Genomic DNA, 15462 nt, shown 5'->3' with positions numbered 1-15462 from the left:
GAAATTTTTTCTCTTTTATTAATAATGTTTTTACTCTTATATTCTCTCTCTTGGAGAATCCTCAAGTTCTTCTCCTTGAGGATTCTTTGTTTGCCTAAAGAATTTCTTCTCTATGTGCTGCCATATATTCCTCTACGTCTTTTGGATGATAAGGAATGCGGTCTTTGCCAATGAATCTGCAACCATCTTTGGTGATGAGTACATCGTCTTCGATGCGGATTCCACCAAAGTCCTTGTAGGTCTCAATCTTATCAAAATTGAGGAATTCTGCACAGTGACCTGATGCCTTCCAGTCATCGATAAGAGCAGGGATGAAATATATACCTGGCTCATCAGTTACAACGAATCCTTCCTGTAGGCGACGGCCCATACGCAGGCAATTTGTTCCAAATTGCTCCAGGTTAGGACGAACTTCCTCGTCGAATCCTACGTTTATCTGGTCGAGGTTCTCCATGTCGTGTACATCCATACCCATCATGTGACCTAATCCGTGAGGCAGGAACATGGCATGAGCACCAGCCTTGACAGCCTCTTCTGTATCACCCTTGGCAAGTCCTAACTCCTTGAGCTTGTCAAACATCAGACGGCATACTGCAAAGTGAACATCTGCGTATTTCACACCAGGCTTGGCAACTTCGAGTGCATAGTCGTGGCAAGCCTCTACGATTGAGTAGATTTCCAACTGGCGCTGGGTAAACTTACCGCTTACTGGCATGGTACGTGTATTGTCAGAGCAATAGTTGTTGATGGTCTCGGCACCGGCATCGCAAAGAGCCAGTCTGCCAGCTTCCAGAATGCTCATGGAAGGATTGCCGTGCATAATCTCACCATGCTGACTGAAGATAGTAGGGAAACTGACCATTGCTCCATAAGAGTTGGCAATTCCGTCAACTTGTCCGCCTACAAATTTCTCTGTTACTCCTGGACGAGTCAACTTCATGGCAGTGGTATGCATCTTGTAACCAATAACTGCAGCACGTTCCAGTTCCTCGATTTCTTCAGGAGTCTTGGTAGAGCGCATGTTTACCACAGCCTTGATGAGATCCATAGAGGCCTCTTCCTTTTGCTGGTTAGGATGGATGCCGAGGAGATCGAATATCTGGAGCTTGATGTCAAAGCGGTAAGGAGGCAGGAAATGAATCTTGCGCTTCTTAGACATGGCATCATTGCAGATAGTCTTCAGAGATTTCATAGGTGCAGAGTTGTGGACACCAACCTGTTCTGCCAAGTCGTGTACGCTTTCCACGCTGCCATACCATACGATATCTTCTATATCTATATCGTCACCGATCAATGTCTCGATGTCGTTGTCAATGTCGATTACACCAACCAGTCCGTCACGCTGCTGTCCGAAATAGTACAGGAAAGTAGAGTCCTGACGGAATGGATAATATCCGTTGTTTGGGAAATTACAAGGTGAATTGTTGTTTCCGAAGAGTATAACTATACCGCTGTTTACGAGTTTCTTGAGCTCCTGGCGGCGACTGATATATGTATCTTTACTAAACATATTTTTAGATTTTTACTATATTTTGCTGCAAAGTTAGTAATTATTTCCCAAAAAAGTGTTATCTTTGCAAGCAAAATTTAATAAATCTCTAGGATTTATAAATAATTAATATAAAAATGCACTTTTCGGGGTAAAATGTGTCAGGAATTTGTTCCGGATTAGAGCAAAATGATAACTTAAGGAAAGTTTGTTGTAGTTGTTATGAAAATGAATAAGAATACAGGATTGGTGCTGGAAGGTGGTGGAATGCGAGGTGTTTTCACCAGCGGAGTACTGGATGCTTTTATGAAGTACGATTTGTACTTCCCTTATGTGGTAGCTGTTTCGGCAGGTGCTTGTAATGGCATGTCGTATATGAGTCGGCAGCCTCGTCGTGCTCGTATCTCTAATATTGATTACTTGGCGCGTTATCAATATATAGGTATCCATCATCTTGTTACTCAAGGCTGTATCTTTGACCGGGAGTTGCTTTACGACAAGTTTCCAAACCAGTTGCTTCCTTTCGATTTTGATACTTATTTTAAATATGCCGATAGGTTTGAGATGGTTACCACCAATTGTCTGACGGGGCAGCCGATGTATCTTTCAGAGACTAATCATGAACGTCAGCGTGCGCTTGATATCGTAAGAGCTTCCAGCAGTTTGCCGTTTGTGAGCAAAATCGTCAATGTGGATGGTATTCCGATGCTGGATGGAGGAATTGTTGATAGTATTCCTGTGCAACATGCATTCGATAAGGGATTTGAACATAATGTGGTGGTTCTTACAAGAAATAAAGGCTGGCGGGATACAAGCAAGGATCGTAAGCTACCTTATTTATATAAGAACTATCCTCGTCTTCGTGTGGCTTTGAGCCATCGCCATAAAGTTTACAATGAACAGATTCAGCTGGTGGATGATTTGGAGGCTGCGGGCAAGATAACCTGCATTCGTCCTATCCGCCCACTGGAAGTGGGGCGCATTGAGAAGGATACTGCTAAGTTGGAACGACTCTATGAAGAGGGATTTATGTTGGGAGAAAAGTTTTGTGAGAAATTCCTTTGATGAAGTTTACGTCATGGGTTCCAGGTGTGAATTTCCCATTATAAAACAGCCTGTTCTCAAAACAGAAAATCATGTTTTGAGAACAGGCTATTCTTTATATAAATATTCAACTTATATATATATGTTACCTTAATATATATATAAGTCTTGCTGATTTCTTTCCTGTCGATTATCCTTTAAGCAAATCGGGTCTTAATCGTTGGGTCCTCTCCATGGCTTGGTCAAATTCCCACTGACGGATTTTGGCTTCATTACCGCTCAGTAATATTTCTGGTACTTTCCATCCCTTGTAATCGGCAGGGCGGGTATAGATAGGAGCAGCAAGAATGTCATCTTGGAAGCAGTCGGAAAGGGCACTCTGTTCATCGCTGATGACGCCTGGTACCAGCCTGATTACCGCATCTGAGATGATGGCAGCAGCCAATTCACCACCAGTTAACACATAGTCGCCTACGCTGATTTCTCTTGTGATGAGATGGTCGCGTACACGTTGGTCTATTCCCTTGTAGTGACCACACAGAATAATGAGGTTGCCCAGCATGGACATCTCGTTGGCAATCTTCTGGTTGAAAGTTTCGCCGTCGGGTGAAACGTATATGACATCGTCATAGTCGCGTTCGGCTTTTAGTGCAGCAATGCATCGGTCGATAGGTTCGCATTGCATTACCATGCCAGCACTTCCGCCGTAAGGATAGTCATCTACTCGTTTCCATTTATCTAATGTATAGTCGCGCAGGTTATGAAGATGAATCTCTGCAAGACCCTTCTTCTGCGCACGTGCCAGGATTGATTCGCCGAAGAATCCTTCCAGCATCTCTGGTAATACTGTTATAATGTCTATTCTCATATTACGTGCAAAAGTAATAAATAAAGTGGAATACTCCAAATATTTTTTGCTTTTTCTTTTTCTTTTCTTACTATTTTTTGTTTTTCCTTATTTTTCTCTTAGAATTTGTTGTTTTGAAGTGGATTGTTGATGAAAATGGCATAAATATGCAACAAATATATCAAAAAACAAGAAATGCGGAATCAAAATGCTAAATTTTTAATAAAAAGTGCTACTAATTGCAGAAAAAATTGTAATTTTGCAAACAAATAATTCGATGTAATGCATATTCTTGTAGAAAAGATTGCATTCATGAATGTGGTAATAAATAATAATTAGTGAATAAGATGATACTGGACATTGAAATGCTGAGAAGCTTTTATGCTTCGTATTCGGAGAGTGTAGCCCAAGCAAAGGCTACAGTGAAACGACCTCTTACTTATGCCGAGAAGGTGCTTTTTGCGCATCTTTTCGACCCGACTCAGTTGCGACCATATAAAAGAGGTGTAGAATATGTTGACTTCCGACCTAATCGCGTGGCGATGCAGGATGCTACGGCGCAGATGGCACTCTTGCAGTTCATGAATGCGGGTAAGGATAAGGTAGCTGTGCCTGCTTCCGTACATTGTGATCATTTGATTCGCGCTGATGTGGGTGCTAACATCGATCTTCCTGAGGCTTGCAAGACAAATAAAGAGGTCTACGATTTCTTGAAGTCCGTATCTCAGAAATATCATATCGGTTTTTGGGGACCTGGTGCTGGTATCATTCATCAGGTAGTACTCGAAAACTACGCCTTCCCAGGAGGTATGATGGTGGGTACCGATTCCCATACTCCTAATGCCGGTGGCTTAGGAATGGTAGCTGTTGGTGTAGGTGGTGCTGATGCTGTGGATGTGTTGACCGGTCAGCCTTGGGAACTCAAGATGCCTCGTCTTATCGGTGTTCATCTGACCGGTAAGCTTTCAGGATGGGCAACTCCTAAGGATGTGATTCTTGAAATTCTTGGTATTCTTACCGTAAAGGGAGGTACCAATGCTATTCTCGAATACTTTGGTGAGGGATTGGATAGTATCTCTACTACAGGTAAGGCAACTATCTGTAACATGGGTGCTGAGTTGGGTGCTACTTGCTCTATCTTCCCATTCGACCAGAATGCCGGTGAATATCTGCGTAAGACGGGTCGTGAGGAAATTGCATCTCTCGCACAGCAGAATGCGGAAGAACTCCGTGCAGATGATGAAGTTTTGGCTAATCCTTCTGCTTTCTATGACCAGATTGTAGAAATAGACCTTTCTAAGGTGGAGCCTCATTTGAATGGTCCGTTCACTCCAGATGCAGCAACTCCAATATCTCACATGAAGGCTAAAGGTCCTGCCAATGATTATCCTATGGTGGTAGAAGTAGGTTTGGTAGGTAGTTGTACCAACTCTTCTTATCAGGATCTTGCCCGTGCGGCTAGCGTGGCTCGTCAGGCTTATGAGAAGGGGATTGAAGTGAAAGGTCAGCTAATCATTAATCCTGGTTCTGAGCAGATTCGCTATACTGCCGAGCGTGATGGCATCCTTGATGACTTTAAGAAGATTGGAGCTCTTATCATGACCAATGCCTGCGGTCCTTGCATCGGACAGTGGAAGCGTCATACAGAAGACAATACTCGCAAGAATGCTATTGTTACCTCTTTTAATAGAAACTTCCGCCGTCGTGCTGATGGTAACCCTAATACGTTTGCCTTCATTGGAAGTCCTGAACTTACGGTGGCTCTGACCATTGCTGGCAGATTGGATTTCAATCCTGCTACCGATACTTTGCTGGACAAGGATGGCAATAGCGTGAAGCTCGATGCTCCTACAGGCTTTACTTTCCCTCCAAAGGGATTTGCCGTAGAAGACAAGGGATTCATTGCTCCAAGTGAAGAAAATGCAAATGTAGAGGTAGTTATTGCTCCAGACAGCAATCGTCTTCAGAAACTGGCTCCTTTTGCTCCTTGGGATGGTAAGGATTTGGTAGACATGCCTTTACTTATCAAGACGGAAGGAAAGTGTACCACAGACCATATTTCTATGGCTGGACCTTGGTTGAAGTTCCGTGGACATCTGCAGAATATTTCAGACAACCTTCTGATGGGAGCCGTGAATGCCTTCAACGGTGAAAGTAATAAGGTGAAGAACCAGTTGGATGGCAATTATGTTGAGGTTTCTACAGCAGCTAAGGCTTACAAGGCACAGGGAATCAGCAGCATCGTAGTGGCAGAGGATAATTACGGCGAGGGATCTTCTCGTGAACATGCCGCTATGGAGCCTCGTTTCCTGAACGTAAAGGTGATTTTGGCTAAGAGTTTTGCTAGAATTCATGAGACAAACTTGAAGAAGCAGGGTATGCTTGCTCTAACATTCTGCAACAAGGACGATTATAACAAGGTACAGGAAGACGACCGTATCTCGTTGACTGGTTTGAAGGAGTTTGCTCCTGGCTCTAAACTCACCGTTACTTTAAAGCATAAAGATGGTTCTGAGGATAGTTTTGAGGTAGAACATACCTATAATGATACACAGATAGCATGGTTCAAGGCTGGTTCTGCATTGAATTTTGCTGCAAAAAACAAGTAGTCATGAACAAAGAATATTTAATATATAAGCTGAGTGATGAGGTTAAAAACTCATGCAAGATTGATAAAGAGGCATTCAAGAAGTTTAATGTAAAGCGTGGACTTCGTAATGAGGATGGTTCTGGCGTATTGGTTGGATTGACCAATATAGGTAATGTCGTGGGTTATGAGCGCGATGCAGATGGCAAGTTGACCCCTACAGAGGGTAAACTTTACTATCGTGGCTATGAGCTGGATGATCTGGTAAGCCCACTTCTGAAGGAAAAGCGCTTCGGTTTTGAGGAGGTTGCCTTCCTCCTGCTCTCAGGTCAGTTGCCTGATAAGGAGGAACTGGAGGCATTTAAGGAACTTCTGAACGACAATATGCCGCTCGATCACCGTACAATTACCCACATTATTGAGTTGGAGGGTAGCAATATTATGAATATTTTGGCTCGTTGTGTGCTCGAAATGTACACTTTTGATCCAAATCCTGATGATATCAGTCGTGATAACTTGATGCGCCAAAGCATTGAGCTGATAGCAAAGTTCCCTACGATTATTGCCTATGCATACAATATTTACCGTCATTCAGTGCAGGGTAGAAGTCTTCATATTCGTCATCCTCGTGAGAATCTCTCTATTGCAGAGAACTTTCTTTACATGATGAAGCATGAGAACTATTCTGAGCTGGATGCGCGTATGCTCGATCTTCTCTTGATTATTCAGGCAGAGCATGGTGGAGGTAATAACTCAACCTTTACAGTGCGTGTTACATCTTCTACTCGTACAGATACCTACAGCTCTATCGCAGCAGGTATCGGAAGTTTGAAAGGTCCTTTGCATGGTGGTGCCAATATCAAGGTTATCAATATGTTCCACCACTTAAAAGAGGCAATCAAGGATTGGACCAATGTAAACGAATTGGATATTTATCTCAAGCGTATGCTCAATAAGGAGGCTTATGATAAGACGGGACTTATCTATGGTATCGGTCATGCCGTTTACACATTGAGCGATCCTCGTGCTGTAGAATTGAAGCGCTTGGCTGGTGAACTTGCCAAGGAAAAAGGTAGAGAAGATGAGTACAATTTCTTGAAATTGATAGAGCAGGAGGGAATCAAATGTTTGCAGGAGCATCGTGGAGGAAGTAAGCCTGCGTGTGCAAACCTCGATTTTTATAGTGGCTTTATCTATGAAATGATAGGTCTGCCACAAGAGATTTATACTCCAATCTTCGCAATGGCTCGTATTGTGGGCTGGACAGCACATCGTATCGAGGAACTCAACTTTGAGGGTCGTCGTATCATTCGTCCAGCTTATAAGAACATTCTTGGTGAGCTTGATTATCAGCCGCTTGATGAAAGATAAAACGGTGATTCCTTTTATTGAAATATATAAAAGCTGGCAATACTCGTAGTGGGTATTGCCAGCTTTTTTCTGATAAAAAGCCAATAAAGGATGGTAATGGCGTTTCTGCTATCTTTTTGGGGACTGTTGTAGTCAAGGTGCTTGTATTTTGTTGCTTTTTGAATGTGTTTATTGAGAGTCTACACTTTTGGTGCATAAAAAACGTTAATAATTCATGAAAATAGGGGCGTTTATTTGCTGTTCTCAAAATAATGTGATAATTTTGCATATTGAAATTACGTTTTCAGGTAAAAGATGAAAGTTGAGGTCTAGCTATAGTAAATGTTTTAAACTTAGATCTCACCGTAAGTTTAAATTAGTATTAATCAAAATGGATTGCGTTATGAGTTCCGTTTTTTATCAATTGAATTTCTTTTGGTGATGAGCGGAACAGTAAATGAAAAAATTATGGAAAAAGAGTTTGAAGATTATTGGCTAAAGCATCAAAAAAGGTTAATTTTGAAATCGCCAAAGAACTTGAGAGAAGAGTATCTTGAGTCTACGCGCTTAGATACCCCGATGGATTGGGTATGCTTTGTATTGCCGATAGCTGTTGGCATCATACTTCAGCCTAGATTGAATTTTGAAAGTGAAATTCTGTCATGGGGCGTGGTTTTGCTTGTTGTGGTTGTGCTTTTTGCGCTACTTCAGATGTTCAAGCCTTATCTGCAAAAGAAAAAGACTACGATTCAGGCATTGGATGCTATTAAGAATTTCTATTATGAACGTTATAAGAAATATGGTCTAGACAAAATTGAGTCTTGGTCATAATATAAGTTGCGACATATTCTGGATTAGAATATGTCGCAACTTTTTTTACACTATCATGAAGTCGCTCATGATATCATCAGAAACATAGAGTCCTTTAGGAGTGAGCGAGAGGTGGTCGTTCTCTATCTTCATCAGGCCGCGGGCAATATGTTTTTGAGCTTCCGAAGTTAGTTGACGGGTTAGCTCTTCTCCAAATTCTTCTGCTACATGTTTTATACTGATGCCATCGGAAGTACGTAGGGCAGTAGCGATGAGGTCGTTGTATCGGGTATTGATGTCAAGTTCTTCTTTTTCTGATGGCAATGTGCCTTGTTCTATCTTTTCGATATATTGTGCCAGTTGAGCTATGTTCCAGCTTCTTGTGGCAAAAAGTTGCCCTCCTTTATGGATGCGTTTATATGAATGGGCTGCGGCTCCGATACCTATGTATGGAGTTTCGTGCCAATAGCTGCTGTTGTGGCGTGAACGATAGCCTGGGCGGGCAAAGTTGCTGATTTCGTAATGTTCGTAGCCGGTCTTGGTAAGAAGTTGTATCAGTGTATCGTACATGTTCCGGCTCATCTCTTCATCAATTTCTTCAATTTTCCCCTGTTCTAATAAACGATAGAGTGAGGTCCCCTCTTCGTACATCAAGCTATATGCTGAGATATGTTCCACATTCAGACTGATGACCTCTTGGATGTCGCTTGTCCATTGCTCGATATTTTCGCCGGGAAAGTCGAACATGAGGTCGATACTGATATTGTTGATGCCAATGTTGCGCAGACGTTCTACGGCTATTCTGACTTCTTGAGCGTTGTGGCGACGGTGTAAAAAGCGCAAACGCTCATTGCTGAAAGTTTGGGCACCCATGCTGATGCGGTTGACCGGGAGCTGTTTGAGGGTTTGGCAAAACTCTTCTGTAATATCATCAGGATTGCATTCCATCGTGATTTCCATATCGCGAGTGAAATGTCCTAGATATTTATTGATTCCATCGAATAATTTGATGAGTTGTTCGCCCGTAAGTTGACTGGGCGTACCACCTCCTAAATATACAGTTTCTATCTTTTCTCCTTCTTCCAATTCTTGATGAATAGGGCGTAGAGACATTTCTTTGATGAGTGCGTCTACGTATGCATCCCTTAGTTTGAGGGATGTAGTGCTGTAAAAACCGCAATAAATGCAGCGGCTTTCACAAAATGGGATATGTATGTATAATCCAGCCATATTTTTTTACTTCCAGTTATTCCTTCTAGCTTACCCTTATCTTCTTATATATAATAAGGTGTAAGGAGGATTTCTATATTTAACAAAATGCAAAATTACTAATATGTTTTAAAAATAGGCAACTTTTTCGATAAAACTTTTGGAAGTATCAGAAAAAAAACGTAATTTAGTACCATGAAACGGAAAAACCGCATGGTTGGACTGTTGAAAACAACTAGCAAATTTAATGTATAACCCTTAAAAATCTATAAGCGTCATGAGAGTATATCAGACAAATGAGATTAAGAACATTGCATTGCTGGGCAGTGCGGGTAGCGGCAAGACTACACTTGCCGAAAGTATGTTATTTGAAGCAGGCGTTATCAAGCGTAGAGGCTCTGTAGAAGCGAAGAATACGGTGAGCGACTACTTCCCAGTTGAGCTGGAGTATGGTTACTCTGTGTTCCCTACCGTTTTTCACGTGGAGTGGAACAACAAGAAGTTGAATATCATCGACTGCCCTGGTAGCGACGATTTCGTTGGTGGTGCAATTACATCCCTCAACGTAACCGATCAGGCAGTTATCCTTATCAATGGTCAATATGGTCCAGAGGTAGGCACCCAGAACAATTTCCGTTATACCGAGAAGTTGAGCAAGCCTGTCATCTTCCTCGTCAACCAGCTTGACTCTGACAAATGTGATTTCGATAACCTCATTGCAACTATGAAGGATATATATGGTCCTAAGTGTGTGCAGATACAATATCCTATCGAGACCGGTCCTGGCTTCAATGCTCTCATTGACGTCTTATTGATGAAAAAATATTCCTGGAAACCAGAAGGCGGTGCTCCTATCATCGAGGATATTCCTGAGGAGGAAATGGACAAGGCAATGGAACTTCATGCAGCACTCGTTGAGGCTGCTGCCGAAAACGATGAGGGCTTGATGGAGAAATTCTTCGAGAGCGAAAGCTTGACAGAGGATGAACTCCGCGAGGGAATCCGTAAGGGATTGGTTACCCGTAGTATCTTCCCAGTATTCTGTGTTTGTGCAGGTAAGTCTATGGGTGTTCATCGTTTGATGGAGTTCTTGGGCAACGTGGTGCCTTTCGTAAGCGAGATGCCTAAGTTGCACAATACCCGTGGTGAGGAAATTGCTCCTGATACCAATGGCCCTGAGAGTGTTTACTTCTTCAAGACAGGTTTGGAGCCACACATCGGTGAGGTTAGCTACTTTAAGGTGATGAGTGGCTCTATTAAGAGTGGTGATGACCTGACCAATGCCGACCGTGGTTCTAAGGAACGTATCGGACAGATTTATGCCTGCGCTGGTGCCAACCGTGTACCTGTGGATCAGTTGAACGCTGGTGATATCGGTTGTACCGTGAAGATGAAGGACGTGAAGACTGGCAATACCTTGAATGGAAAGGGTGCTGAGTGGCGTTTCGATTTCATCAAGTATCCTAATCCTAAGTATTCTCGTGCTATCAAGGCTGCTAATGCCCAAGATACAGAGAAGCTGATGGCTGCCCTTATCAAAATGCGTCAGGAAGACCCTACATGGATTGTTGATCAGAGCAAGGAGTTGCGTCAGATTATCGTTCGTGGTCAGGGTGAGTTCCACCTCCGTACATTGAAGTGGCGTTTGGAAAACAACGAGAAACTCAACGTTACATTCGAGGAGCCTCGTATTCCATATCGTGAGACTATTACCAAGAAGGCTCGTGCAGACTATCGTCATAAGAAGCAGAGTGGTGGTGCTGGTCAGTTTGGTGAGGTGCACCTCATTGTTGAGCCTTATGCAGAAGGTATGCCAGATCCAACATCATTCACTTTCAACGGCCAGGAGTTCAAGATGAATATCAAGAGCCGTGAAGAGGTTTCTTTGGAGTGGGGTGGCAAGTTGGTATTCCTCAATTCTGTTGTAGGTGGTGCCATTGATGCCCGATTCATGCCTGCCATTCTTAAGGGTATTATGGACTGTATGGAACATGGTCCTTTGACTGGTTCTTATGCTCGTGACGTTCGTGTAATCGTATATGACGGAAAGATGCACCCTGTAGACAGCAACGAGTTGTCGTTCATGTTGGCTGCACGTCATGCCTTCAGCGATGCGTTCAAGCAGGCTGGTCCTAAGATTCTTGAACCTATCTATGATTTGGAAGTTTATGTTCCTGCCGACTATATGGGTGATGTAATGAGTGATCTTCAGGGACGTCGTGCTCTTATCATGGGTATGGATTCTGAGGCAGGTTATCAGAAGCTCTGTGCTAAGATACCTCTCAAGGAACTTGCAAATTACTCTATTTCTCTCAGTTCGATTACTGGTGGTCGTGCTTCGTTTACAACCAAGTTTGCCAGCTACGAGTTGGTTCCTACCGACATTCAGGGCAAGTTGATTGCTGAGCACGAGGCTGAGTTGGCAAAGGAAGATGAATAATTGAATTATTCATTTGAAATATATAAGAATACATTAGTTTGAGAATTATCTCTCTTATATAAATTAAAATTTTATGTTGATATGACCAATGAGGGGGCGTGCATGTGATATGTACGCTCCTTTTTCGTCTTTTTATGTCTGTGTTAGTTTTGTATATGAAACTAAATGATTTATTTTTAGTTAATTTGCTTAAAAACCGATTAAATAATTAACTGTTTTGTGTTAACCAATTAAGAAAATTCCTATCTTTGCCCCCATGAAGAAGAAAACGATTTGGACCATAGCCATTATTATGGGCTTTTCGTTCCTTGCTCTGCTCTTTTTGCAGTTGAGTTACATCCAGGAGATGGTTAACATGAAGAAGGAACAGTTTGATGAATCTGTCAACAGAGCCCTATATCAAGCTTCAAGAAATCTGGAGCTGAATGAAACCTTGCGCTATCTTGAAAAAGATGTCAATGAGACAGAGCGGAAGGCGGCCAAGAAGGATTCTGCGGGTACTCGTAGCGGGATGCCTGATGGTACAGTGCAGCAATCGCATCAGTACTCGGTAGTAGGAAAGGATGGTACGGTTTATTCATCCTTTGAACTGAAAACCATCGCCATTAGTCCAGGCAATATGCCTAAGGCAATGATTTTGAGAAGCGATAAGAATTCGATCAACGAAACTCAGAAGTCGTTGCAGGAAATCGTCAAGAATCGCTATGTATATCAGAAAGCGTTGTTGGACGAGGTGGTTTATTCCATTCTCTATTCTGCATCTGATAAGCCTTTGAAGGAGCGTATCAACTTCAAGCAGCTGGATCAGGACTTGAAGGCAGAGATGATGAACAATGGTATTAACATACCATATCATTTCACCGTAACTACACAGGATGGACGTGAGGTGTATCGCTGTCCAGACTATAGCGATGAGGGCGAGGAATACAGCTATTCGCAGGTACTTTTCCGTAACGACCCGCAGTCGAAGATGGGAGTTGTGAAGATTCATTTCCCTGATATGAATAGTTACATCTTCTCCAGTGTGCGCTTCATGATACCAAGTATCATCTTTACTCTGGTATTGCTGATTACCTTCATCTTTACCATTGTGGTTATCTTCCGACAGAAGAGATATACGGAAATCAAGAACGATTTCATCAACAATATGACCCATGAGCTGAAGACGCCTATTGCCAGTATCAGTCTGGCAGCACAGATGCTAAATGATTCCTCTGTTTCCAAGAGTGAACAGATGCAGAAACATTTGGGTGGGGTGATAAACGATGAGTCTAAACGACTTCGCTTCCTTGTAGAGAAAGTGCTGCAGATGAGTATGTTCGACCGTAAGAAGGCGGTATTCAAGAAGAAAGAACTCGATCTCAATGAGATGGTGGAAAACATTGCTCATTCATTTGCACTCCGTGTTGAGCATACGGGGGGTAAGGTATATACCGATATTGAAGCGATTGATTCGGGGCTCTATGTAGATGAGGTACATTTCCAGAATGTAATCTTCAATCTGATGGATAATGCGGTGAAATATCGCAAACCGGATGAGCCACTCAACATTACGATGAAAACCTGGAATGATGAAGAACATCTTTATCTCTCTATAACTGATACCGGATTGGGTATGAAGAAGGAGAATCTGAAGAAAATCTTCGATAAGTTCTATCGTGTTCATACTGGTAATGTGCATGATGTGAAGGGATTCGGTCTCGGATTGGCCTATGTGAAGAAAATCGTGGATTTGCATGATGGCGAAATCAAGGTAGAAAGTGAATTCGGCAAGGGTACTACTTTCACCATAAAACTGCCGGTAATACATAGTTAAAAAGGAAATAAATAATAGGAATATTAACAAATTAAAATGGATTAAGATATGGAAGAGACAATTAAAATCTTGCTTTGTGAGGATGATGAGAACCTGGGTATGTTGCTTCGCGAATATTTGCAGGCAAAGGGTTATTCTACAGTGTTGTGTCCTGACGGTGAGCAGGGATTCAAGGAATTTACAAAGAATAAGTATGATATAGCTGTTCTTGACGTGATGATGCCGAAGAAAGACGGTTTCACCCTGGCACAGGATATTCGACAGGCTAATGCGGATCTGCCTATCATCTTCTTGACAGCCAAGACATTGAAGGAGGATATCCTCGAAGGTTTCAAGATTGGTGCTGATGATTATATCACCAAGCCATTCTCTATGGAGGAGCTGGTATTCCGTGTAGAGGCTATCTTGCGCCGTGTACGTGGCAAGAAGACCAAGGAGAGCACTCTGTATCACATCGGCAAGTTCGTATTTGATACACAGAAGCAGCTCCTTACTATTGGTGATCAACAGACTAAGTTGACAACCAAGGAGAATGAGTTGTTGGCTCTTCTCTGTTCACATGCCAATGAAATCCTGCAGCGTGATTTTGCCCTCAAGACAATCTGGATTGATGACAACTACTTCAATGCTCGCTCTATGGATGTGTATATCACCAAACTTCGTAAGCACCTGAAGGATGATGATCAGATTGAAATCATCAATATCCATGGCAAGGGTTACAAGTTGATTGTGCCAAACCAGGATTAATAAGCCGGAAAGACAAGCAAAGTATTCTGCTGATTAAAAAGATAAGGATGAGTCGAAGCAGTCGGCTCATCCTTTTTTGATAGTATAAATATATCCCGCTACCCCAGCAAGGATAAAAAACAAACCAGCGTAGAGCATGCTGTTGTTCTTGATGTTCATCGCAAAGCTGGCAGCAAGTAGCAATACGCCCAACACAATGAAAGCCATGCCCATGGTAGGGAGAGCACGGAATGATTTCTTTAATTTCTGATTCTTCATAATCTTTACTTCTTATTTTATTTTATATATTTAATAAGGTGTAACCCTTCAAAAAGTCTTCGAAAAACTTCATAAAAGCTAAAAAGAACAAATGTTTTCTGCAAAAGTACAAAAAATATTTGGTTAATTCAAGAAAAAGTCGTACTTTTGCACCGCAATTCGTGAAAAGGATGTTTTATGGCATCTTTTACGAAGCGCAAAATATTTATTAATAACAAATTTTAATTATCAAAAGTAGTATGAATCAATACGAAACCGTTTTCATTTTGACTCCCGTTTTGTCTGATGAACAGATGAAGGAAACGGTCGCTAAGTTCGAGAAGGTACTCACCGATAATGGTGCTGAGATTCTGAACAAAGAGGCTTGGGGTTTGAAGAAGTTGGCTTACAACATCGAGAAGAAGACATCAGGCTTCTACAGCCTGGTTGAGTTCAAGGCTGAGCCAACTGTTATCGCTAAGCTCGAAACAGCTTATCGCCGCGACGAGAAAGTAATTCGTTACATGACTGTTAAACTTGACAAGTATGCTGTCGCTTACGCAGAGAAGCGTCGTGCAAAGCTTGGTAAAAAAGAGGAGGCTTAATCATGGCAGATCAGAAATCAGAAATCCGTTATTTGACCGCTCCTTCTATCGACACAAAGAAGAAGAAGTATTGCCGTTTCAAGAAGAGCGGTATTAAGTACATCGACTACAAGGATCCAGAGTTCTTGAAGAAGTTCTTGAACGAGCAGGGTAAAATCCTTCCACGTCGTATCACAGGTACATCTTTGAAGTATCAGCGCCGTGTAGCACAGGCTGTAAAGCGTGCTCGCCAGATCGCTTTGCTTCCTTACGTAACCGATTTGATGAAGTAATTTAAGGAG

At 42.2% G+C, this 15462-nt stretch carries 13 protein-coding genes; 9 read left to right on the top strand and 4 right to left on the bottom strand.

Features of this window, described 5'->3' with window-relative positions:
• Positions 1 to 94: 94 nt before the first annotated feature.
• Positions 95 to 1510: an aminopeptidase P family protein gene (locus tag ACTQ16_RS02165; protein ID WP_441935892.1), complete on the bottom strand. Its 1416-nt coding sequence runs from the start codon at positions 1508 to 1510 to the stop codon at positions 95 to 97.
• Positions 1511 to 1711: 201 nt separating this feature from the next.
• On the opposite strand from ACTQ16_RS02165, the gene ACTQ16_RS02160 reads away from it, so the two are divergent.
• Complete coding sequence (locus ACTQ16_RS02160) at positions 1712 to 2554, top strand: patatin family protein (protein ID WP_294968764.1); 843 nt, start codon at positions 1712 to 1714, stop codon at positions 2552 to 2554.
• Between the two features lie 169 nt (positions 2555 to 2723).
• Here ACTQ16_RS02160 and trmD read toward each other — a convergent pair whose 3' ends face one another.
• Positions 2724 to 3401, bottom strand: a complete 678-nt coding sequence (trmD, locus tag ACTQ16_RS02155; RefSeq protein WP_218417119.1) for a tRNA (guanosine(37)-N1)-methyltransferase TrmD — start codon at positions 3399 to 3401, stop codon at positions 2724 to 2726.
• Between the two features lie 326 nt (positions 3402 to 3727).
• Between trmD and ACTQ16_RS02150 the strand changes: the two genes are divergently transcribed.
• From ACTQ16_RS02150 to ACTQ16_RS02140, 3 genes are all read left to right on the top strand, one after another.
• Positions 3728 to 5989, top strand: a complete 2262-nt coding sequence (locus tag ACTQ16_RS02150) for an aconitate hydratase (protein ID WP_295346531.1) — start codon at positions 3728 to 3730, stop codon at positions 5987 to 5989.
• 2 nt (positions 5990 to 5991) lie between these two features.
• Positions 5992 to 7338: a citrate/2-methylcitrate synthase gene (locus ACTQ16_RS02145; protein WP_153123086.1), complete on the top strand. Its 1347-nt coding sequence runs from the start codon at positions 5992 to 5994 to the stop codon at positions 7336 to 7338.
• A gap of 420 nt (positions 7339 to 7758) precedes the next feature.
• Complete coding sequence (locus tag ACTQ16_RS02140) at positions 7759 to 8148, top strand: hypothetical protein (protein ID WP_441931657.1); 390 nt, start codon at positions 7759 to 7761, stop codon at positions 8146 to 8148.
• Positions 8149 to 8193: 45 nt separating this feature from the next.
• On the opposite strand, the gene hemW is transcribed toward ACTQ16_RS02140, so the two are convergent.
• Entirely contained in the window at positions 8194 to 9357 is a 1164-nt protein-coding gene (gene hemW, locus ACTQ16_RS02135) for a radical SAM family heme chaperone HemW (protein ID WP_441935890.1), read from the bottom strand.
• A gap of 256 nt (positions 9358 to 9613) precedes the next feature.
• On the opposite strand from hemW, the gene ACTQ16_RS02130 reads away from it, so the two are divergent.
• The 3 genes from ACTQ16_RS02130 to rprY all read left to right on the top strand — a co-directional run bounded on the left by ACTQ16_RS02130 (position 9614) and on the right by rprY (position 14339).
• Complete coding sequence (locus ACTQ16_RS02130) at positions 9614 to 11776, top strand: elongation factor G (RefSeq protein ID WP_441935889.1); 2163 nt, start codon at positions 9614 to 9616, stop codon at positions 11774 to 11776.
• Between the two features lie 256 nt (positions 11777 to 12032).
• Complete coding sequence (locus tag ACTQ16_RS02125; RefSeq protein ID WP_153123077.1) at positions 12033 to 13592, top strand: sensor histidine kinase; 1560 nt, start codon at positions 12033 to 12035, stop codon at positions 13590 to 13592.
• 48 nt (positions 13593 to 13640) lie between these two features.
• Entirely contained in the window at positions 13641 to 14339 is a 699-nt protein-coding gene (gene rprY / locus ACTQ16_RS02120; protein WP_153123075.1) for a response regulator transcription factor RprY, read from the top strand.
• 66 nt (positions 14340 to 14405) lie between these two features.
• Here the strand turns inward: rprY and ACTQ16_RS02115 are convergent, their stop codons facing one another.
• Complete coding sequence (locus ACTQ16_RS02115; protein ID WP_153123073.1) at positions 14406 to 14597, bottom strand: hypothetical protein; 192 nt, start codon at positions 14595 to 14597, stop codon at positions 14406 to 14408.
• Between the two features lie 239 nt (positions 14598 to 14836).
• On the opposite strand from ACTQ16_RS02115, the gene rpsF reads away from it, so the two are divergent.
• Positions 14837 to 15181, top strand: a complete 345-nt coding sequence (gene rpsF, locus ACTQ16_RS02110) for a 30S ribosomal protein S6 (RefSeq protein ID WP_153123072.1) — start codon at positions 14837 to 14839, stop codon at positions 15179 to 15181.
• Positions 15182 to 15183: 2 nt separating this feature from the next.
• Positions 15184 to 15453, top strand: a complete 270-nt coding sequence (gene rpsR / locus ACTQ16_RS02105) for a 30S ribosomal protein S18 (RefSeq protein WP_006847399.1) — start codon at positions 15184 to 15186, stop codon at positions 15451 to 15453.
• Positions 15454 to 15462: the final 9 nt, after the last annotated feature.

This window comes from Prevotella sp. LCP21S3_D2 (assembly GCF_052118345.1).
In the GTDB taxonomy this organism is placed as follows: Bacteria; Bacteroidota; Bacteroidia; order Bacteroidales; family Bacteroidaceae; genus Prevotella.
Note: the sequence above shows the minus strand (reverse complement) of the source record. Positions and strands in the feature narration are given on the sequence as shown.